The 20,235-nt window shown below is 72.3% G+C and carries 19 protein-coding genes; 11 read left to right on the top strand and 8 right to left on the bottom strand.

Going from position 1 to position 20,235, the window contains the following annotated elements; genetic code table 11:
• Positions 1-13: 13 nt before the first annotated feature.
• Positions 14-859 carry a nuclease-related domain-containing protein gene (locus IE318_RS20145; RefSeq protein ID WP_189902273.1) on the bottom strand — a complete coding sequence of 282 codons (846 nt, stop codon included), beginning with the start codon at positions 857-859 and terminating at the stop codon, positions 14-16.
• 312 nt (positions 860-1,171) lie between these two features.
• Here IE318_RS20145 and IE318_RS20140 point away from each other — a divergent pair, with 312 nt between their 5' ends.
• From IE318_RS20140 to IE318_RS20120, 5 genes are all read left to right on the top strand, one after another.
• Positions 1,172-2,005, top strand: coding sequence for a hypothetical protein (locus IE318_RS20140; RefSeq protein WP_189902271.1), 834 nt, complete (start codon positions 1,172-1,174; stop codon positions 2,003-2,005).
• A complete protein-coding gene (locus tag IE318_RS20135; protein WP_189902269.1) occupies positions 2,002-3,330 on the top strand; it encodes an ATP-binding protein in 1,329 nt (442 codons plus the stop codon). Before IE318_RS20140 ends, IE318_RS20135 begins: the two co-directional genes overlap by 4 nt.
• Positions 3,331-3,520: 190 nt before the next feature.
• Positions 3,521-4,030 (top strand): SH3 domain-containing protein, encoded by a 510-nt coding sequence (locus IE318_RS20130; protein ID WP_189902267.1) that lies wholly within the window; start codon positions 3,521-3,523, stop codon positions 4,028-4,030.
• Positions 4,031-4,093: 63 nt separating this feature from the next.
• Complete coding sequence (locus IE318_RS20125; protein WP_030170358.1) at positions 4,094-5,476, top strand: FtsW/RodA/SpoVE family cell cycle protein; 1,383 nt, start codon at positions 4,094-4,096, stop codon at positions 5,474-5,476.
• Between the two features lie 31 nt (positions 5,477-5,507).
• Positions 5,508-6,977: a penicillin-binding transpeptidase domain-containing protein gene (locus tag IE318_RS20120; RefSeq protein ID WP_189902265.1), complete on the top strand. Its 1,470-nt coding sequence runs from the start codon at positions 5,508-5,510 to the stop codon at positions 6,975-6,977.
• A 49-nt stretch (positions 6,978-7,026) separates the two neighbouring features.
• Here the strand turns inward: IE318_RS20120 and IE318_RS20115 are convergent, their stop codons facing one another.
• Positions 7,027-8,139: a ferritin-like domain-containing protein gene (locus IE318_RS20115; protein ID WP_030170364.1), complete on the bottom strand. Its 1,113-nt coding sequence runs from the start codon at positions 8,137-8,139 to the stop codon at positions 7,027-7,029.
• A gap of 153 nt (positions 8,140-8,292) precedes the next feature.
• Here IE318_RS20115 and IE318_RS20110 point away from each other — a divergent pair, with 153 nt between their 5' ends.
• The 4 genes from IE318_RS20110 to IE318_RS20095 all read left to right on the top strand — a co-directional run bounded on the left by IE318_RS20110 (position 8,293) and on the right by IE318_RS20095 (position 11,779).
• Entirely contained in the window at positions 8,293-9,231 is a 939-nt protein-coding gene (locus IE318_RS20110; RefSeq protein WP_030170368.1) for an AurF N-oxygenase family protein, read from the top strand.
• Between the two features lie 120 nt (positions 9,232-9,351).
• Entirely contained in the window at positions 9,352-10,008 is a 657-nt protein-coding gene (locus IE318_RS20105; RefSeq protein WP_189902263.1) for a TetR/AcrR family transcriptional regulator, read from the top strand.
• Between the two features lie 10 nt (positions 10,009-10,018).
• Entirely contained in the window at positions 10,019-10,327 is a 309-nt protein-coding gene (locus IE318_RS20100; protein ID WP_229903616.1) for a DUF8847 domain-containing protein, read from the top strand.
• Between the two features lie 105 nt (positions 10,328-10,432).
• The gene (locus IE318_RS20095) at positions 10,433-11,779 is read left to right on the top strand and encodes an NlpC/P60 family protein (RefSeq protein ID WP_189902259.1); all 1,347 of its coding nucleotides are present in this window, start codon (positions 10,433-10,435) and stop codon (positions 11,777-11,779) included.
• Here the strand turns inward: IE318_RS20095 and IE318_RS20090 are convergent.
• The 5 genes from IE318_RS20090 to IE318_RS20070 are packed head-to-tail and all read right to left on the bottom strand — an operon-like array spanning position 11,743 to position 17,459.
• Positions 11,743-13,005, bottom strand: a complete 1,263-nt coding sequence (locus IE318_RS20090; protein WP_189902257.1) for a styrene monooxygenase/indole monooxygenase family protein — start codon at positions 13,003-13,005, stop codon at positions 11,743-11,745. The genes IE318_RS20095 and IE318_RS20090 overlap by 37 nt on opposite strands.
• A gap of 15 nt (positions 13,006-13,020) precedes the next feature.
• Positions 13,021-13,632 carry a GTP-binding protein gene (locus IE318_RS20085; protein ID WP_030170383.1) on the bottom strand — a complete coding sequence of 204 codons (612 nt, stop codon included), beginning with the start codon at positions 13,630-13,632 and terminating at the stop codon, positions 13,021-13,023.
• Positions 13,613-14,035 (bottom strand): DUF742 domain-containing protein, encoded by a 423-nt coding sequence (locus IE318_RS20080; RefSeq protein ID WP_030170386.1) that lies wholly within the window; start codon positions 14,033-14,035, stop codon positions 13,613-13,615. Before IE318_RS20080 ends, IE318_RS20085 begins: the two co-directional genes overlap by 20 nt.
• Positions 14,036-14,055: 20 nt before the next feature.
• On the bottom strand, positions 14,056-14,559 hold the full coding sequence (locus tag IE318_RS20075; protein ID WP_189902255.1) for a roadblock/LC7 domain-containing protein: 504 nt from the start codon (positions 14,557-14,559) through the stop codon (positions 14,056-14,058).
• Positions 14,556-17,459 carry a sensor histidine kinase gene (locus IE318_RS20070; RefSeq protein WP_229903615.1) on the bottom strand — a complete coding sequence of 968 codons (2,904 nt, stop codon included), beginning with the start codon at positions 17,457-17,459 and terminating at the stop codon, positions 14,556-14,558. The genes IE318_RS20075 and IE318_RS20070 overlap by 4 nt, the downstream gene beginning before the upstream one ends.
• A 414-nt stretch (positions 17,460-17,873) precedes the next feature.
• On the opposite strand from IE318_RS20070, the gene IE318_RS20065 reads away from it, so the two are divergent.
• Positions 17,874-18,662, top strand: coding sequence for a protein phosphatase 2C domain-containing protein (locus IE318_RS20065; RefSeq protein ID WP_189902251.1), 789 nt, complete (start codon positions 17,874-17,876; stop codon positions 18,660-18,662).
• Between the two features lie 61 nt (positions 18,663-18,723).
• Here the strand turns inward: IE318_RS20065 and IE318_RS20060 are convergent, their stop codons facing one another.
• Positions 18,724-19,227 carry a MarR family winged helix-turn-helix transcriptional regulator gene (locus IE318_RS20060; RefSeq protein WP_030170396.1) on the bottom strand — a complete coding sequence of 168 codons (504 nt, stop codon included), beginning with the start codon at positions 19,225-19,227 and terminating at the stop codon, positions 18,724-18,726.
• Between the two features lie 280 nt (positions 19,228-19,507).
• Here IE318_RS20060 and IE318_RS20055 point away from each other — a divergent pair.
• A partial coding sequence (locus tag IE318_RS20055) for a lysozyme (protein ID WP_229903614.1) occupies positions 19,508-20,235 on the top strand: 728 nt, incomplete at its 3' end.

Genomic DNA, 20,235 nt, shown 5'->3' with positions numbered 1-20,235 from the left:
CCCTGCTACGTGTCTACACCCTCCCCCACGTGTGTCTGTCCCTCGCCATCGCGTAGAGGGCCTCCACGTCCGCCGGTTTGAGGACGCCGCCCAGGCTCGCCAGGCTGGTCAGGGTCTGGTCGTCCAGGATGCGGACGTCTCTCGGTGGGGCCGTGAGGCGCAGGTCGGCCGGGGTCGTGAGGGCGAGGAGGGGGTGGACCTCGGCGGTGAGGGCGTAGGAGGCGCGGTCGGCGGCGGCACGGGCACGGCGGAGCAGGGGCTCGGGCTCGTGGCGGCCCAGCGTGACCATCGGGTCGTCGATCCGCACCCGTTGCTTGCGGGCGTACACGGAGTGGACGGCGAACAGTCCGCCGGGTCCGATCACCAGATGGTGGATGCGGTCGCCGCCGGGCAGGGGTACCGAGTGCAGGGCGCGCCAGCCGGCGCCGTCCAAGCTGTCGAGGGCGTCACCGACCGTCTGTTCGGCGGTGAGCGCCCGGCGGCGTGGATCGGGGCGGAGGAGATGGGTGGGGCCGTGGCCGGGTTCCCGGTCCAGGGCTATCAGCAGGGCCTCGCCGGGGCGGTTCGGGGCGAGGTCGTCGTCGGGGTGCAGGCTCAGCCGGGCGAGTTCGGCGGCCGTCGGTACCGGGGGCGGGCCCACCGCGACCGGGCCCGTCAGATACGGGCCCAGGGCGTCCAGTACGTCGTCCTCCTCGTCCACGCTGAGCAGGTGGACGCGGGCGGCCTCCCGGTCGTACCAGGCGATGTTCCTCCCGTCGGGATGGCAGACGTAGAGCCGCTCCTGTCCGTGGCTCCAGCTCGGTATGACGCGCAGACGGCCGGGGCCGGGGCGGCCGGGCTGTCGACGTGGTCCGCTCATGCACCATCACCCCTATGACCATGGAACAGGCGTGGCGCTCCCGCGGCAAGAAGCCGGGAGGGAACGCCGAGCAACACCGTGGAACAGGGACGGTCCGCCGAACAATCGTTTTACCTTCGGTGCGTACGCTCTGCGCAGCCCCGCCTCACCGGCGCTTCACGGCCGCGTCCGGCGGGGAGATGAGCCGCTGAACAAGAAAGCCCGCCGAACAAAGAACAAAAAGGACTTCCGTACAAACCGAATAGGGTGTGCGACGCCCGGTCCGCCCCTCTCGTCCAGTCCGCCCTCGCCCACCGGAGACACCGAAGAGCAGTGTTCCGCAGACGTTCCGCCCTCGTCACCGCCCTGGTCGCGCTGCTGCTGGCCACGGCGGCGGCCTGCGGTGACGCCGGCGGGCTGCGGGGCGCGGGTGCCACGCCGACCGCGATCAGCCCGGCCCGGCTGTGGCCCTCCCTGCGTCCGGCCGCCAGCCCCGCGTGGCCGTACGACGAGGTGCAGATCGAGACGGTGAAGGGCGTCACGGCACCCGGCGACGACATCCGCAGGCTCGATCCGGTGGCCGTCGTACGGGCCGAGGTCGCCGCGCACCCGGACGACTACACGGCCGCGAAGGCTCCGTACGGCGAGACGGCCGTCCGGCTGTCGGACTGCGGCAAGAGCGGGAATCAGGGTAAGCGGTGTCCCGTCATGCGGCCGTACTACCGTGATCTCACGGGCGACGGGCGCGACGACATGACGCTGGGTTTCCGGCTGTATCCCACCAACCAGACGGCCGTGCGCGTCTACACCTTCGAGGGACACCGGCTCGTGCAGGTCTTCGCCAACGACGACGCGGTGATCGGTGTCGAGCTGGCCGGGCGGGCCGTGATCATCCGCTCGCCGGCCGGGATCTCCGGGTACGAGTACCGCACGACCTGGGCCTGGGACCCGGAGCAGCGGGCGATGGTGTTCTCCCGCGACGAGTTCCTGCGCACCGGCCGGCACAAGCCCACCCGTGCGCACACCCCGGCGGCCACCGCGTCGCGCTCCCCCGTCCCCCGGCCGACGCCGACCCCCGGCCTCAGCGCCTCGGCCGCCTCCCCGACCCCCGACTCGGCCACCTTCTCGCCCAGCCCTTCCGTCACCCCCCATGCGAGTGGGCGATGAGGGTCGCGCTGCCCCGGTGGACCGGGACCCTCGCCGTCAAGTCCGCGGCCTTCATCACGGTGATGTGCTGCGCGCTCGCCGCGCTCCTCGGCGTCCTGGTGCACGTCTCGGTGACCGACCAGACCGTCGGGCAGGCGCGGGAGCTGGCGCTGTCCCGGCTGAAGGACGCCACGAGCGCGTTCGAGTCCGGGGACACGCTGCTGCCGGGCGCGGGCGTCGACCCCGAGGGGCTGCCTCCGTCGCTGAGGCGGCTGGCGGCGCGCGGCGAGCGCGGCACGATGGTGGACCGGCACCACGGCCGGCCCACGATGTGGGCGGCCGGACCCGCCGACCACGGCCGGACACTGGCCGTCGAGGTCGACTACTCGCAGCAGGCCCGCACCATCGCCGGGCTGGACAACGCGATCCTGTGGTCGTCCGGGCTGGCGATCGGGGCGACGCTGCTGGTGGGCGCCTTCGCGGTGACCCGGGTGTCACGGCGGCTGCACGCGACGGCGCGGGTGGCCCGGCGGATCAGCGCGGGCGACCTGGACGCGCGTGTCGACGACCCGCTGGCCCGGGACGCCTCGCGCCCCCAGGACGAGGTGGCCGCGGTGGCCGCCGCGCTGGACTCGATGGCGGCGTCGCTTCAGGGCAAGCTCCTGGCCGAGCAGCGGTTCACCGCGGACGTGGCGCACGAGCTGCGCACCCCGCTGACCGGGCTGCACGCGGCGGCCGAACTGCTGCCGCCGGGCCGCCCGACGGAGCTGGTCCGCGACCGGGTGGCCGCGCTGCGCACCCTCACCGAGGACCTGCTGGAGATCTCCCGGCTGGACGCCGGGCGGGAGCGGCTGGACCTCGACGGCGAGCACCTGAGCACGGTGGCGGAACGGGCGGTCAGGGCGGCGCGCGCGGCAGGGGCCACGGGCGCGGCGGGCACGGACGGGGGCGCCGGGGCGGCCGACACCCGGATCAGGGTCGTACGGGACGTGTACGTGGAGACCGACCGGCGGCGGCTGGAGCGGGTGCTCGGCAATCTGGTGGCCAACGCGCACAAGCACGGGAGGCCGCCGGTGGTGGTGACCGTGGAGGGCCCGGTGGTCAGCGTCCGGGACCACGGCGAGGGCTATCCGGAGTACCTCCTGGAGCACGGTCCGCAGCGCTTCCGCACGGAGGGCGGGGCGACCGGGCACGGTCTCGGTCTGACCATCGCACTGGGGCAGGCGGAGGTGCTGGGCGCGCGGCTGGAGTTCGACAACGCTCCGGACGGCGGCGCGGTGGCGACCCTGACGCTTCCTCAGAGTCCGCCGGAGACACCCGCGGCCGGGGACACGGGCCCCTCCTGACGGCCGGTTCTCCACCCCTTCGCATTTGCCTGACGTCCCATCAGGTGACGCTCTCCCCGATGGCGCAGTGAGGCAGGCGTACGGCGAGCGGCGCTCTTAATGTGGCGGTTAGTCAGATTTGCCCACCGCGGGCTTACCGAAAGCTCACCGCGAGCCCTCCACGCCCCGACCATCCCAGCCGGAGGTTCCCATGCCGCCCCTGCCCCTTCGCTTCCTCCTCACCCGGCTGGCCGTGGTGACCGCCGCCGGGGCGCTGCTGACCGCGGCCGCCGTCACCCGCGCCGTCGGCACGGACGGCGCGGGCGACACCCCCGCCCCCTCCCCGACCGCCACCCCGGCAAACACCGCACCGGCCGCCGGGACGAGCACCCCGAGCCCCACCACCCCAGGGGGCACGACCACCCGGCCCTCGACCACCCAGCCCCCGAGCGACGGCCCTGCCGACGGCTCCGACAACGGCCCACGCTTCTACCGGGGAGTGGTCACGGCCCGCGGCGGACTGGCCCTGCGCGCCCGGCCGGACCGCGGCAGCCCGGTCGTGCGAGTGGCCCGGAAGGGGGAGGTCGTCTGGATCCACTGCAAGACGCCGGGGCAGGACGTGAACGGCAACCCCTTGTGGTACCTCCTCGCCGACGGCGCCTGGAGCTGGGGCACGGCCCGCTACATCGACAACATCGGGCCCGCGCCGCGCTGGTGCTGACGCGCCACGCTGGCGCCGACCCTCGCGACGGCCCGAGATGCCGGTTTTGGGTAAGTTCCCGACATGACCAAGGCCGGACCCACCGCGGCAGCGCCACCCCCCTCCGCGCCACACCCCTCCGCACCGACGGCCACCGTCCGTCTCCCCCGGCGCCGCGGCGTCGAACTCTCCCTCATCGTCCTCGCCGTCCTGCTGTCCGTGTACGGCTACTGCGCCGTCGGCCTGGCCAAGCACGGCACCGTCCCGCCCGGCGCCGCCGGCTACGGCGCCGGGCTCGGCGTGCTGGCGCTGCTCGCGCACACCGCGGTGCGCCTGCGGGCGCCGTACGCCGACCCGCTGCTGCTGCCCATCGGGGTGCTGCTCAACGGGCTCGGTCTGGTGCTGATCTACCGGCTCGACCTGGAGACGCCGGGCGAGGAGGCCGCGCCCGCCCAGCTGGTCTGGTCCACCCTGGGCGTGGCCCTGTTCACCCTGGTGGTGCTGGTGCTGCGCGACTACCGGTGGCTCCAGCGCTACTCCTACGTCAGTGTGGTCGCCGCGCTCGCCCTGCTCACGCTGCCGATCCTCTTCCCGCCCCTGAACGGCGCCCGTATCTGGATCCGGGTCGGCGGGTTCTCCATCCAGCCGGGCGAGTTCGCCAAGGTGCTGCTGGCGGTGTTCTTCGCCGCGTACCTGGCCGCGAACCGCGGCGCGCTGACGTACACGGGCGGCAGGAGGTGGTGGCCGCGGCTGCCGCCGGGGCGGGTGCTCGGGCCGGTGGTCGCGATCTGGCTGCTGAGCGTGGGCGTGCTGGTGCTGGAGCGGGACCTCGGGACGTCGCTCCTCTTCTTCGGGCTGTTCGTCGTCATGCTGTACGTCGCCACCGGCCGCACCGGCTGGATCGCGGTCGGGCTGATGCTCGCGGCGGCCGGGGCGGTCGCCGTCGGCTGGCTGGAGCCGCATGTGCACAGCCGGGTCGCGGAGTGGCTGCATCCGTTCGCGTCCATCGAGGCCGGACAGGGGCCGGGGCAGGTGGCCCAGTCGCTGTTCTCGTTCGCGGCGGGCGGGGTGCTCGGCCGCGGGCTGGGCCTCGGCCACTCGATCCTAGTCGGTTTCGCGGCCAAGTCGGACTTCATCCTGGCCACCGCCGGGGAGGAGCTGGGGCTGGCGGGGCTGTCCGCGGTCTTCCTGCTGTACGCGCTGCTCGTCGAGCGCGGCTACCGGGCGGGCCTCGCGCTGCGCGACCCGTTCGGGCGGCTACTCGCGGTCGGGCTCGCCTCGATCGTGGCGCTCCAGGTGTTCGTGATCGCGGGCGGGGTGACCGGGCTGATCCCGCTGACCGGCATGGCGATGCCGTTCCTGGCGCAGGGCGGCTCGTCGGTCGTCACCAACTGGATGATCGTGGCGCTGCTGATCCGGGTGAGCCATGTGGCGCGGCGGCAGTACGACGGGAAGGTGGCCCCGTGAGCCGCGGGCGGTCCCCCGGGGAGGCGGTCCGGTGACCCGGTACATCCAGCACGCCGCCGCCTTCTGTGTGCTGCTGCTGGTGGCGCTGCTGGTGAACACTGCATGGCTCCAGGTGCTCCAGGCTCCCTCGTACGGCGTCAACCCGGCCAACCGGCGCCCCACCATCGCCCGTTACGAGCAGCCGCGCGGCGACATCCTGGTCGGCGGCCGCGCGGTGACGGGGTCCCGGGACACCGGCGAGCAGCTGCGCTACGAACGCATCTACACGGACGGCCCGTTGTACGCCCCGGTCACCGGGTTCGCCTCCCAGCGGTACGGGACGGCGTTCCTGGAGCACTCCGAGGACGAGTTGCTGTCGGGGACGGACCCGATGCTGGCCGGGTTCCCGCTGTGGAACGGCTTCACCCGGGTGCAGAGCCCGGGCGGCGACGTGGTGACGACGCTGAACCCGGCCGCCCAGCGGGCGGCGTTCGACGGGCTGGGCACGCGCAAGGGCGCGGTGGTGGCGATCGAGCCGACGACGGGCCGGATCCTGGCGCTGGTGTCCACGCCGTCGTACGACCCGGCGGAGCTGTCCGGGAACGGGCCGGCGGTGGCGGCGGCCTGGGCGCGGCTGAACGACGACCCGGAGAAGCCGATGCTGAACCGCGCGGTGCGGCAGACGTATCCGCCGGGTTCGACGTTCAAGGTGATCACCGCGGCGGCGGCGCTGGATGCGGGCGTGGTGCGGGATCTCGACGCGCGGACCGACTCGCCCGACCCTTACCGGCTGCCCGGCAGCACCGCGAGACTGGTCAACGAGGGCGAGGGCTGCCGGGACGCCTCGCTGCGCTTCGCCTTCGAGTGGTCGTGCAACACGGTGTTCGCCAAGCTCGGCGTGGACGTGGGCGCGGCGGGCATGGAGGCGGCGGCGCGGAGCTTCGGCTTCGACGACCCCACGCTGAGGATCCCCTTCTCGGTGGTGCCGAGCACGTTCGACGCGCCCGAGGACCGGGCGCAGCGAGCGCTGTCGTCGATCGGGCAGTACAACACGCGGGCCACGCCGTTGCAGATGGCGATGGTGGCGGCGGCGGTGGCCAACGGGGGGCAGGTGCGCTCGCCGTATCTCGTGGAGCGGACCACACGCAGCGGCGGGAGCACGGTGTCGGCGGCCGGTTCACGGCCGGCGCGGCAGGTGATGCGGCCGACGACGGCGGTGCGGCTGCGGGAGCTGATGACGGACGTGGTGGAGGAGGGCACCGGCCGCAACGCCGCGATCCCGGACGCCACCGTGGGCGGCAAGACCGGCACCGCGCAGCACGGCATCGGCAACCAGGGCACTCCGTACGCCTGGTTCATCTCCTGGGCGCAGGGCGACGACGACATGGATCCGCGGGTTGCGGTCGCCGTGGTGGTGGAGGACGCGTCGGCGCGGCGCGGCGACATCAGCGGCGGCGGCACGGCGGCACCGATCGCGAAGGCGGTGATGGAGGCGGTGCTGCACTCGCCTCGGGCGGGCTGACTCCTGCCGGCTCGACTCCCGCACCGGCTCGACTCCCGCGCCGGCCCGGTCACCCGCCGAGGCGTTGGCCCTCCTCGATGGCCTGTTCCACCTCCGTCACCCGTGCCTTCTCCTCAGCCGCGAAGCGCTCGGCGTCGAGTCGTTCGGCGATCTCCTCGTCCTGGGCCATGAGCAGGTCCAGGTTGGAGTCGCCCAGTTCGAAGACGCCCATGTCGACGTAGGCCTCCTGGAGGCGTTTGCCCCACAGGCCGATGTCCTTCACGCAGGGGACGATCCGGCTGAACAGCAGCCGGCGGAAGAGCTGGAGGAACTCGGAGCGCTCGCTGAGCTGTTCGGCCTCGGCCTTCGGGATGCCGAAGTTCTCCAGGACCTCCACCCCGCGCAGGCGGTCGCGCATCAGGTAGCAGCCCTCGATGACGAACTCCTCGCGTTCGCGCAGTTCGGCGTCGGTGAGCTGCTTGTAGTAGTCGCGCAGGGCCATGCGGCCGAAGGCCACGTGCCGGGCCTCGTCCTGCATGACGTAGGCGAGGATCTGCTTGGGCAGCGGCTTGTCCGTGGTGTCCCTGATCATGCCGAAGGCCGCGAGGGCCAGGCCCTCGATGAGGACCTGCATGCCCAGGTAGGGCATGTCCCAGCGGCTGTCGCGCAGGGTGTCGCCGAGCAGGGACTGGAGGTTGTCGTTGATCGGGTAGACCATCCCGATCTTCTCGTGCAGGAAGCGGCCGTAGATCTCGGCGTGCCGGGCCTCGTCCATGGTCTGGGTCGCCGAGTAGAACTTGGCGTCCAGGTCGGGGACGGACTCCACGATCCGCGCGGCGCAGATCATCGCGCCCTGCTCGCCGTGCAGGAACTGGCTGAACTGCCAGGACGCGAAGTGCTGCCGCAGTTCGCCCTTGTCCTTGTCGGTCATCTTGGCCCAGTACGGCGTGCCGTAGAGGGTCATCGCCTCCTCGGGCGTGCCGAGCGGGTCGTGGGGGTCGACCTCCAGGTCCCAGTCGATACGTTTCTGCCCGTCCCACTGCTTGTCCTTGCCCTTCTGGTACAGGGCGAGCAGCCGGTCACGGCCGTCGTCGTACTCCCAACTGAAGCGGGCCTCCCCGCTCGCGGGCACCTGCCAGTGCGCGTCTCCCGGGTCCCTGGCGTACAGGTCGTAGGTCGGCATACCTCGCAGGCTCACACGTAGACGCCGAGTCAACAAGTCGTGTGCGAGGGATTGACGGGCTTGCTGACAGGCAGTCTTATAAGAGGCGGGTGATCTGACCCGTGAGTAACCAGCCATTCCAGCCACGATCCCGTACGACGAGGTGGGACAGCCATGACGACCGTGACGGAAGCCGACGCGCTCGCCGGACTGCGCGACGCGCTCGGTCTGCTCAAGGACCGAGAGCAGGTCGCCGAGCGGCTGCTCGACTCCTCCGCCAAGCACTCCTTCGACCCGGACGAGGAGTTGGACTGGGACGCGCCCTTCGAGGAGGGCAAGTGGTTCTGGCCGCCGGAGCTGGTGTCCCTGTACGACACACCGCTGTGGAAGCGGATGAGCGAGGAACAGCGGATCGCGCTCTCCCAGCACGAGGCCGCCGCGCTCGCCTCGCTCGGCATCTGGTTCGAGCTGATCCTGATGCAGCTGCTGGTGCGGCACATCTACGACAAGGCCGCCACGAGCGCGCACGTGCGCTACGCCCTCACCGAGATCGAGGACGAGTGCCGGCACTCGAAGATGTTCGCCCGCGTGATAGCCCGCGGCGGCACGCCCTGGTACCCGGTCAGCCGTGTCCACCAGAACCTCGGCCGGCTCTTCAAGACGATCTCCACCACCCCCGGCTCCTTCACCGCCACCCTGCTCGGCGAGGAGGTCCTGGACTGGATGCAGCGGCTGACGTTCCCGGACGAACGGGTGCAGCCGCTGATCCGCGGGGTCACCCGCATCCACGTGGTGGAGGAGGCGCGGCACGTGCGCTACGCCCGTGAGGAGCTGCGCCGACAGATGCTGACCGCCCCGAGGTGGTCGAAGGAGTTCACCCGGGTGACCTCCGGCGAGTTCGCACGGGTGTTCTCGGTGGCCTTCATCAACCCCGAGGTCTACACGAACGTGGGACTCGACAAGCGGGAGGCCATGGCCCAGGTGAAGGCGAGCGGGCACCGGCGCGAGGTCATGCAGACGGGTGCCAAGCGGCTGACGGACTTCCTGGACGACATCGGCGTGCTGCGGGGTGTCGGACGGCAGCTGTGGCGGTCGTCGGGGCTGCTGGCGTAGCCCGGCCGGCCCGGACCGTACAGATCCTGGACCGCGCAGGTCATGAACGGGGAGCGGTGGCGGGGCCGCGGGGCCGGGACGCCCGGCTGGAGAGGTCGGTCAGCGATTACGCTGCCCGTCATGAGCCCTGCCGCGTCCACCCCCGCCTACCGCCGCCTCAGCGTCGAGGAGCGGCGTGCTCAGCTGCTCGACGCGGCGCTGTCCCTCTTCGCGCACCGGGCACCCGAGGACGTGTCGCTGGACGACGTGGCGGAGGCGGCGGGGGTGTCGCGCCCGCTGGTGTACCGGTACTTCCCCGGCGGCAAGCAGCAGCTCTACGAGGCGGCCCTGCGCTCGGCCGCCGAGGAGCTGCGGCACTGCTTCGACGAGCCGCACGAGGGCCCGCTGCTGCCCCGCCTCGCCCGCGCCCTGGACCGCTATCTGCGGTTCGTGGATTCGCACGACGCCGGCTTCACCGCGCTGCTCCAGGGCGGCAGCGTGGTGGAGACGTCCCGGACGACCGCCATCGTGGACGGTGTGCGCCGGGCCGCCGCCGAGCACATCCTCAGCCACCTGGACGTCACGGACCCCGGGCCGAGGCTGCGGATGACCGTCCGGGTGTGGATCACGGCCGTGGAGGCCGCCTCCCTGATCTGGCTCGACGAGGACAAACAGCCGCCCGCCGAGGAGCTGCGGGACTGGCTGGTCGAGCAGTTCGTGGCCGTCCTGAACGTCACCGCCGCCCGGGACCCGCAGACCGCCGCGCTGGTGCGGGCGCTCGCGTCTGCGGATGGCTGACACTGGTGGCGTGAAGAGCGAAGACACCCCGTTCGAGGGCGGGCCCATGGACGGGCGGGTGCTGCCCGTGCTGGTGGGGCCCACCGGGAACCCCCCGAAGACGTATCGCATCCCGGTCCCGGACGCGGCGGGCGGGCCGCCGATCGTGCTCGTCTACCGCCGGGTGCCGCGGGGGCACAGCAAGAGGCTGGGGCTGCCGCGCGGGTGGAAGTACGAGTTCGATCCCGAGGGGGAGTCCGGGCCCCGGCTGAAGTGGCCGTGGTCCAGGCCGGCGCCCCGAACCGGCTCGCAGGGCAAGCCGGGTGACACGGACGGGTGATCGCGGTGGGCCGCATGGCGCAGACCTGACCCACATCTTCGGTTCATAGGTCGAATCCTCACGGGTGGGGAGCGGAGAGGCCGCCCCCGCACCGGAGGTGATGACGTGTCAGGACGGGTGCTGCGACTGGTGTGCACGGCGGCGGTGGCGGCGCAGGCCGCTCTCGCTCCGACGGCCGCCACGGCCGTACCGCAGCCGCTGCGACAGCCACTGCCACAGCCACAGCCACAGCCAGTGCACCGACCACAGCCGCTGTTGCAGGCGCAGCCGTCGCAACCCTGGCCGTACGGGCCGGCCGGACCGCTCCGACAACCCGGCCCGTCCGGCCGGCCCGGACGACAAGGGCAGCCGGGACCGTCGGGGCAGCCGGGGCAGACCACACAGACCGGCCGGCCCGGACACCGGTCCACCGCCGCCCTGCTGACCGACTTCCAGACGCTGTACCGGCAGGCCGTGCAGGCCGCCACGACCTACAACGCCCTTGCCTCCCGGCTGAAGAAGCAGCGGGTCGTCGTCGAGCGGCTGGACGCAGACCTCGGCCGGGCCCGGTCCGCCCTGCGCGGCAGCATGGGGGACGCGGGACGGCTCGCCCGCCTCCAGTACCAGGGCAGCAGCGACTTTTCCCCCTACCTGCGGCTGCTGCTGGCGCGCGATCCGCAGCAGGCGCTGGAGGCGGGGCAGATGCTCGGACGGCTGTCCCAGAAGCAGGCCGGGACGGTGGGGCGGCTGGCCGCGAGCGAGCGGAAGGCCTCCGAGCTCGCCCGTGCGGCGCGCACGGCATACGACGCGCAGCTGATCCTCGTCCGCAAACAGCAGCGGGCCCGCGACGAGGTGCGCAAGCGGCTGCTGGACGTGGAGAAGCTGCTCGCCTCGCTCAGCGCCCGGCAGCTGGCGGCGCTCACCGCGGCCGAGCAGAGCGGAAGGAGCGGGATCAGCGAGGCGCAGCGGGAACTGCTGGCCGCCGGGGCGCTCGTCGCCGGCAGACCGCCGAGCGAGCAGGGCGAGAAGGCGGTGAGCTACGCGGTGGGGCAGCTGGGCAAGCCGTACGTGTGGGGCGCCGAGGGCCCGGACGCGTACGACTGCTCGGGGCTGACCTCACGGGCCTGGGAGCACGCCGGGACGCCGATCCCGCGGACCAGCCAGGCGCAGTGGGCCCAGCTGAAGCGGGTGCCGTTGAACGACCTGCGCCCTGGCGACCTGGTCGTCTACTTCCCCGGAGCCACGCATGTCGCCCTCTACCTGGGCGGCGGCATGGTGGTGCAGGCGCCCCGGCCCGGCGCCAGGGTGAAGGTGTCGCCGCTCGCGTCCAACCCGGTGCTGGGGGCGGTGCGGCCCGACCCGGACGGGAAGCCCCTGCGGCGCTATGTGCCACCGAGGCTTCCCAAGAGCGCCCTGCGCGGTTCGGACGCGGGCTACTACGCGGCCGGTCCCCCGGCGACCTCGGCCAGGTAGGCCTCGGTCTTGGCCGGCTCGTAGAAGAAGTTCTCGAAGTCGGCCGGGTCGTTGAAGGCGTTGGCGAAGCGGTCGGCGACCGGCTGGAGCTGACCGGCGGCGCCGATCAGGTTGAGGATGTGCTCCGGCGGCGGGGCCAGCATGGCGTTCGTCCACTTGGTCACGTGCTGGGCCGTGTTCCAGTACCGGTCGAACGTCTGCCCCATCCACTCCTCGTCGAACGGCTTGTCGCCGTGCTCGAGGATGGAGGCCAGGTAGGCCGCCGCGCACTTGGAGGCCGAGTTGGAGCCCTGGCCGGTGATCGGGTCGTTGGCGACCACGACATCGGCCACGCCCAGCACCAGGCCGCCGCCGGGCAGCCGGCCGACCGGCTTGCGCACGGTCGGGGCGTACCGGCCGGCGAGGGTGCCGCCGGCGTCCGTCAGCTCGGCCTTCGCGGCCCGCTCGTACTCCCACGGCGTGAACGTCCGCATCAGGTCCAGGGTCAGGGCCAGGTGCTGGTTCGGGTCCTTCACGCCCTGGAACGCGTCGAGCGGGCCGCCGGGGATGCCCTCCCAGAACAGGATGTCGGCGCGGCCGGAGAGGGTGTACGTCGGCATGATGAACAGCTCGCCGACGCCGGGGACCAGGTTGCAGCGGACCGCGTCGAACTCCGGGTGCTCCGGGCGCGGGCCCAGGCCGTGCACGTACGCCACCGCCAGCGCGCGCTGCGGCTCGCTGTACGGGGACCGCTCCGGGTCCCGTTCGAACATCGACACCAGCTCGCCCTTGCCCGCCGAGACCAGGACGAGGTCGTAGGCGCGGGAGAAGTAGTCGAGGTCCCCGACCGCCGCGCCGTGGATGACCAGCTGGCCGCCGCGCTGCGCGAAGGTCTCCATCCAGCCGGCCATCTTCACCCGCTGGTCGACCGACTGCGCGTACCCGTCGAGCCTGCCCACCCAGTCGATCGCGCGTGCCGCGGGGCCCTCGCTCCAGGAGCCGGGGGCGGCGACCGAGACGCCGAGTCCCTCGATCCTCGGGGCCTGGGACTCCCAGAAGTTCAGCTGCAGGTCCCGCTCGTGCTGGAGCGCCGTGTGGAACATGCACTGCGTCGACATGACCCGGCCGGAACGGATCTCGTCCGCGGTCCGGTTGGACATCAGGGTGACCTCGTACCCGTGCGACTGGAGGCCGAGGGCGAGCTGGAGACCGGACTGGCCGGCCCCCACGACGAGTATCTTGCGCATGCGGGTGCTGTTCTCCTACTCGGGTGTTTCGTCCAGCGCATGGCCGACGAGGGACAGCAGCGTCTCGATGACCGAGATCCGCCGCCTCGCGTCCATGATCATGACAGGTATGTGCGCGGGTATCGTCAAGGCCTCCCGCACATCCGCCGGTTCGAACAGCTCGCTGCCGTCGAAGTGGTTGACCGCGACGACGTACGGCAGCCCGCAGCTCTCGAAGTAGTCGAGGACCGGAAAGCAGTCCTTCAACCGACGCGTGTCGGCCATGACGACGGCACCGATCGCGCCGCGCACCAGGTCGTCCCACATGAACCAGAACCGCTGCTGGCCCGGCGTGCCGAACAGGTACAGCACCAGGTCGTCGTCGAGCGTTATGCGGCCGAAGTCCATGGCCACGGTGGTGGTCAGCTTGCCGGGCGTGGCGGTGAGGTCGTCGGTCTCCGCGCTGGCCTCGGTCATCAGCGCCTCGGTCTGCAGGGGCGTTATCTCCGAGACCGCCGTGACGAGCGTGGTCTTGCCGACACCGAATCCCCCGGCCACCACGATCTTGGTGGCGATGGGGGCCCGGGTGCGGTCCGTCTGCCAGGACTTCAGGTCCTCATCGGTGTCTTCAAAGACGACGGAGTCCACTCAGCACCCTTTCCAGCAGAGCGCGGTCCGGACGGCCGGTGCCGTGACCGGTTCCGGTGCCGTACACACGGATCTTTCCCTGGTCCGCCAGGTCACTCAGGAGCACACGGACCACGCCGAGCGGCATCTTCAGCAGCGCGGCGATCTCGGCCACCGTCCGCATGCGGCGGCACAGTTCGACGATGGCCCGCATCTCCGGCATGACCCGGCTGCTGAGGGAACCATTCGTCAGCTCTTTGCGCTCCTCGGGGGCTTCCAGCGCGGCCGTGCTCCCGACGAACGTCTCCACGAGGAGGACATGGCCGAAGCGGGTACGGCCGCCGGTGAGCGAGTAGGGGCGCACGCGGGCGGGTTTTCGGTCCCCGCCGCGGACCGGGAGCTGGTGTTTGGGCCTACCGCTCATCGGGCTGCTCATGGCACTGCTCATCGGGCACTCCCCGCCGACTCGGACTCCAGTGACTTCCGCAGCTCGCTGCGGAGTTCGGGCGTCAGGACGTGTCCGGCGCGGCCCACGAACAGCGCCATGTGGTACGCCACCACGCTCATGTCGCACTCGGCGGAGCCGTGCACGCCGAGCAGCGAGCCGTCGCTGATCGACATCACGAACAGGCTGCCCTCGTCCATCGCGACCATCGTGTGTTTGACGCCGCCGAACTCCATCAGCCGGGCCGCTCCGACGGTGAGGCTGCCGATGCCGGAGACGATGGTGGCGAGGTCGGCGGCGGAGCCGCGCGGGCCGCTGCGGGCCGCCGTACGGCTCTGGCGGGCCTCCTCGATATGGCCCTGGTCGGAGGAGAGGAGCAGCAGGCCGTCGGAGGAGACCACGGCGACCGACTCGATGCCCGGCACCTCCTCGACGAGGTTGGTCAGCAGCCAGTGCAGGTTGCGGGCCTCACTGCTCAGTCCGAAGGTGGTGGACGCTGTCAACTGCTTGCCTCCTCGACTGTGCCCCCCGTGGCTTCCTCGCCATGTGTACGGCTCGTGGCCGGTGCCGGTCGCTGGTGCTGCGCCGTCCGGTCCGCGATCTCCGCCTCGACGTCGCGGTAGCCCGCCTGCGCGCCCTGGCGGAAGCCGCCCAGGCGGCGGCGGAGCGCCTCGGCGTCCACCGATCCGGTGCGCTGGCGCGGGGTGTGGGTGGGGGTGGTGAGCTTGGGGGTGCGCTTGGGGAGCCCCTTGGCGGTGACGGGCTCTTCGGGGGCGCGGGTGTGTTCGGCCTCGGTTTCGCCGTCGGCCGCGAAGGCGCTGCCGACCGCACCACCCGTGCGGGCTTCGTGGTCGGGTGCGGGTGGCGCCTGTGGGGCGGGCTCGCGGTCGGCGGCCGCGGGCCGTGCCTGCGCGGGGCCGGCCTCCGCCTCGGGGTGTGCCTGCCGGCCGTCCCACCCGGCCGCCGGGGACGGGATCAGCAGTGTCATCGTCGTCTCGGCCGGGGACTCCGGTGGCGTCTCGGTGACCGGGGACTGCGGCGTCGTCTCGGTGACCGGGGACTGCGGCGCCGTCTCGGCCGTCGCCTCCGGCGCTGTCCGGGCAGCGGCCTCCGCGGCCTCCGACTGCCGTACCGTCCGCTCCGCCAGGGCCACCAGCGGGTCGGTGGCGCCGTCCTTGGCGCGGGCGTGCAGGACGTTGGAGTTGACCTCGGCGTCCGCGCCGGGCAGGGAGAAGCTTCCGGTGCCGCCGTGGGCCGGTCCCGTCGCGGGCGCGGCGGAGGCGGGAGCCGCCGCCAGGAGCTGCTGGGGTACGACGACGACCGCCGCGATGCCGCCCTGCTTCTGCTCGCGCAGCCGTACCCGGACGCCGTGCCGGTGGGCGAGGCGGGCCACCACGTACAGGCCGAGGCCGAGGCCGGCCTCGCCCTCCTGGCCGTAGGGGGCCTCCGGGTCGAACTCGGCGAGGCGGTCGTTGAGGCGGCCCAGCCGGTCGTCGGCCATGCCGATGCCCTCGTCCTGGACGGAGAGCATGATCTCGCCGTTCTCCAGGAGCCAGCCGGAGACCTCCACCGGCTGGTCGGGCGGCGAGAACGAGGTGGCGTTCTCCATCAGCTCGGCCAGCAGGTGGGAGAGGTCGTCGGCGGCGAAGCCGGCCACGTGTGCGTGCGGCGGCAGCGCGGCGATGCGGACGCGCTCGTAGCGTTCGATCTCGCTGACCGCGGCGCGTACGACGTCGACCAGCGGGACCGGACCGGCGTGCTGCTGGACGTGCTCGGTGCCGGCCAGGACCAGGAGGTTCTCGCTGTGCCGGCGCATGACCGTGGCGAAGTGGTCGAGCTTGAAGAGGGTGGCCAGGCGGTCCGGGTCCTGCTCGCGCTCCTCCAGGCCCTCGATGACGGCGAGCTGCCGCTCGACCAGGCCGAGGGTGCGCAGCGCCAGGTTGACGAAGGTGGAGCCGATGCTGGTGCGCATCCGCTGGAGCTGGGCGTTCGCGACGGCGAGTTCGGCACGCAGCTCCTCGCGGGCGTCGGCCATCTTCTGGCGCCCGCCGATCAGGTGCTTGCGGTCGGCCTCGAGGGTGGCGACCCGTTCGGCGAGGGCGGCGGCCTGCGCGTGCAGGGCGTTGACGTGGTGGACGACCTGGGCGAACTCGTCGTTGCGCCCGGTGAACCTGATCGGCTCCTCGGCACTCGCGTCCTCGGCGCCGGCCAGCCGGGCCGAGCCCAGGCGGAGCACGGCCAGCGGGCGGGTGAGGGTGCGGGCGAGGGCCGTGGCGATGCCGATGGCGACGAGCAGGAGGGCGCCCAGGAGGGCGATGCGGATCTCCAGCGCGGTGACGTCGTCGTCGCGGAGCTTCGCCAGGTCCTTGGTGCGGTGGTCGTAGAGGGACGCCTCCACGCCGCGCATCAGGTCGACGCGGGCGGTGAGGGCAGCGTCCGCCTTCTTGGTGCTGGTGCCCAGCTCGGAGTCGGACAGCGTCGGCTGGTCGGTGAGCTTGGCCAGATAGCTCGCGGCGGAGTTCACCTCGGGGCCGGTGACGGTGGAGTCGTAGGAGCTGCGGGCCGCCTCGGGGGCGGTGTCGCGGAACTCGGCGAGGGCCGCGTCGGAGCGGACCCGGGCCTGCTGGGCGGCGGCGGTGAGCGCGTCGCGCTGCTTGGTGTCGGCCTCGGAGGAGGTGGTGGTGGTCGTGGGCAGGCCGGTGACCGGGCTGATCACGGTCCGCGTGGAGCTGGGCACGTTCAGGGCGGCGAGAAGCAGCCCGCGGGCGGCGGCGGACTGCTGCACGGCGGTGTCGAGCTCGGCGAGGGCGTACGCCCCGGAGCCCGCGCGCGGGGGCATCTGCTCGGCCAGCTGTTCGGCGAGCTTGTGCAGCTCGGCGATGGTGGCGGAGTACGCCTGGTGGGCCTGGAGGGCGCTGCTCTGGCCGGTGAGCGCCGAGCGCCGCACGGCGGCGATGCCGTCCAGGTCCTGGCGCAGCCAGGCGGGTGTGTCGGTGGCGGTGCGCAGCTCCTCGACCTGGCGGTCCACGCGGGTGCTGCGCTGCTCCGAGGGCGCCTTGGTCTTCGGGCGGCCGGCCGCGACGTAGGAGGTGACCTCGTCGCGTTCGTCGGCGAGCGCCTGGGCCAGGGCGAGGGCGTCCTGGGTCTGCCCGGCGAGCGTGACCAGGTCCTGGGAGTCGCTCAGCTGCCCGGACGCGGCGATCACGGAGGGGGCGCCCGCCCCGGCCACGGCCGCGGCCACCACGGCGACGGCGGCGATGAGGCGGTTGCGTACGTGGGTCGGGCGGCCCTTGCCCACCGGGGCGGCGGGCCGGCTGGTGGCGGAGGTGGTGCCGGGCGTCTTCTCCGGGCTCCTCCCGGTGGCCGTCTGCTTGCCTGTGCGCCGAGGCCGCTTCTTCTGCACCGGTGCTCGCATTCCTGTACTCGTGTACTCATGGGCCCGGGTGGCGCGCCGTCACCTGGTGCGACTGGTGCGTACACCCTCCCCCGGCTCTCGGCTGCGCCCGAGCAGGGGACCTGCGTCGGTCTCCGACCCTCCCAGTGCCGGTGGGCAGTGGGCCCGCATCGTCCGACCGGCCACCCGAAGGAGTGAACATCGGAGGGGAGTTGGCGGGCAAGTTCCCGTGGCGCGTAAGCGGGACGCGTGCGGCGGGCCGGTTGGACGTCGGCGGCAGGCTTTGGCAGTATTCGCCGCCACGCCTTCCCGGAGCCCTCCATTCCCTCCCAAACCAGGCGCCTGACCTGCGCTGCTGCATCAATTCCAAGGTGATTGGCCATCTTTGGCGAACCATGTGAAGGCCTCGTGCAGACTGGCCGGATGCGTATGGAGGTTGTTTCGGAGCCGGGCGGTCCGGGCCGCCCGAACGAGGACTTCGCCACCGTCGGAGTACCCGCTTCCGGGCAGGGAGGCTGCCTTGTCGTCCTGGACGGTGTGACACCGCCGAGGACGGAGACGGGCTGTCTGCATTCGGTGCCCTGGTTCACCGCGCGACTCGGCGGCGCTCTGACCGAACTGACCGTTTCCTGCCGAGATCTGACGCTGACGGAGATTCTCTCGCGGGCCATCGCGCGAACCGCCGAGGCGCACGCGATCACTTGTGACCTTTCTCACCCGCGCACGCCCCAGGCAACCGTGGTGCTCGTCCGCTGGTCGGCCGGGACCGTGGAGTACCTGGTGCTGTCCGACTCGGTGCTCCTGCTGGAGTCCGAGGACGGCTCGGTCGTGCCCGTCCTTGACGACCGGCTGGCCCGCCTGCCCCGGGCCGCGCTCGCCACCGACGCGCTCGTCGACACCACGCTGCGCAACAAGGAGGGCGGCTTCTTCACCGCGGCGGCGGACCCCTCGGTGGCGGACCGGGCCGTGACGGGTGCCGTGCCGGCCGACGAGGTCCGCGCCCTGGCGGCGCTGACGGACGGCGCCTCGCGGTGGGTGGAGAAGTTCCACGAGGGCGACTGGGCGCAGTGCCTCCGCCTGGTGCGCAAGGAGGGCGCGCAAGCGCTGGTGGACCGCGTACGGGTCCTGGAGGCGGCGGACCGTCAGGAGCGGGCGTGGCTCGGGCGGAGCAAGACGCACGACGACGCGACGGTGGTGTTCGTGGAGCGGTGAGGAGCGAAGGCGCGGCGGGGCGGAGAGGCCGCCGGCGCGGCGCGCGCCGAGGCCCGCCCGGCTACTTGTCGTGCTTGGCCATGACGCCGTTCAACTCGTGCAGCAGCCGAGCCAGTTCCGCCACCTCGCCGCGGTCCCAGTGGGCGAGCCGCCGGCCGTAGCGCGCCCGGCGGGCCTCGCGCACCCGGCCGACGCGGCTCCGGCCCTCCTGGGTGAGGGCCACCAGCCAGGCCCGCCCGTCCGCGGGATCGGGCTCACGGGCGACCAGGCCGAGCTCCTCCAGGGCGCGCAGCTGGCGGGACATGGTGGCCTTGCCGACACCGATGTAGGCGGCGAGCTCCGTGGCGCGCTGGCTGCCGCACTCCTCCAGACGGATCAGCAGTCCGTACGCGGAGGACTCCAGGTCCGGGTGGACCTCGCGGGCCATCTCGCCCTGGCTGGCCCGGGCGCGCCGCAGCAACACCGTCAGTTCCCGCTCCAGGGCCAGGAACTCGCGGTCCACACCAGTGGGCGAGGCATCGCCCGGTGCGGGGTCCCGCCCGTCGCCTCTTGCGTCTTCGTGCACGTCAGCCCCTGCCTCAAAGTTTTCCCGGTCCTGAAAGTTTCTGCCCGTCGCCGCCATCGCCGCAGCTGAGTCAGTATTTCGCAGGCGTAGACCAACGGCAGCCCCCGGTCCCTCTTCCCAGGGCGCATCTACGTGCGTAGCTTCGATGCCAGGCAATGAATGGCATGCCCACGACACCAACGCCCCCGGCGGGTCTACCGTGACCCGCTCTTCCCTTGTGCAACGGTGGGCATGCCCCCGTTTCCCCCCACCGAGCACCACCGACCTTCGGAGGCACGTCATGCCCGTGCACAGATCCGGAACGGCCCGCGCGCGGCGGCTCACCGTCGCGGGAGTCCTGCTCGCAGCGTTCTCGGTCTTCTTCACCGTTCCCTCCTCGGCCGACACCACCCCAGCCCGCGGCTCCGCGTACATGGGTATGGGCGTCCTGGCGCACGACGGCCGCAGCGGCACGCCCACCAGCGCCGACGCCACCCAGACCGAAGGCGTCGACGTCTCCAGCTACCAGGGCAACGTCGCCTGGTCCACCCTGTGGAACAGCGGCGTGCGGTGGGCCTACACGAAGGCGACGGAAGGGACGTACTACACGAACGCCTACTTCGCGCAGCAGTACAACGGCGCCTACAACGTCGGCATGATCCGCGGCGCGTACCACTTCGCGACCCCGGACACCACCAGCGGCGCCACCCAGGCCAACTACTTCGTGGACCACGGCGGCGGCTGGTCCCGTGACGGCAAGACCCTGCCGGGTGCCCTCGACATCGAGTGGAACCCCTACGGCGCCGCCTGCTACGGCAAGTCCGCCAGCGCGATGGTCAGCTGGATCGCCGACTTCCTCAACACCTACAAGGCCCGCACCGGCCGCGACGCCGTCATCTACACGGCCACCAGCTGGTGGACCCAGTGCACCGGCAACTACGGCGGCTTCGCCGCCAACAACCCCCTGTGGATCGCCCGCTACGCCTCGACGGTGGGCACCCTGCCGGCGGGCTGGGGCTACTACACGAT

The sequence above is a fragment of the Streptomyces spiralis genome, from assembly GCF_014654675.1.
Classification (GTDB): Bacteria; Actinomycetota; Actinomycetes; order Streptomycetales; family Streptomycetaceae; genus Streptomyces; species Streptomyces spiralis.
Note: the sequence above shows the minus strand (reverse complement) of the source record. Positions and strands in the feature narration are given on the sequence as shown.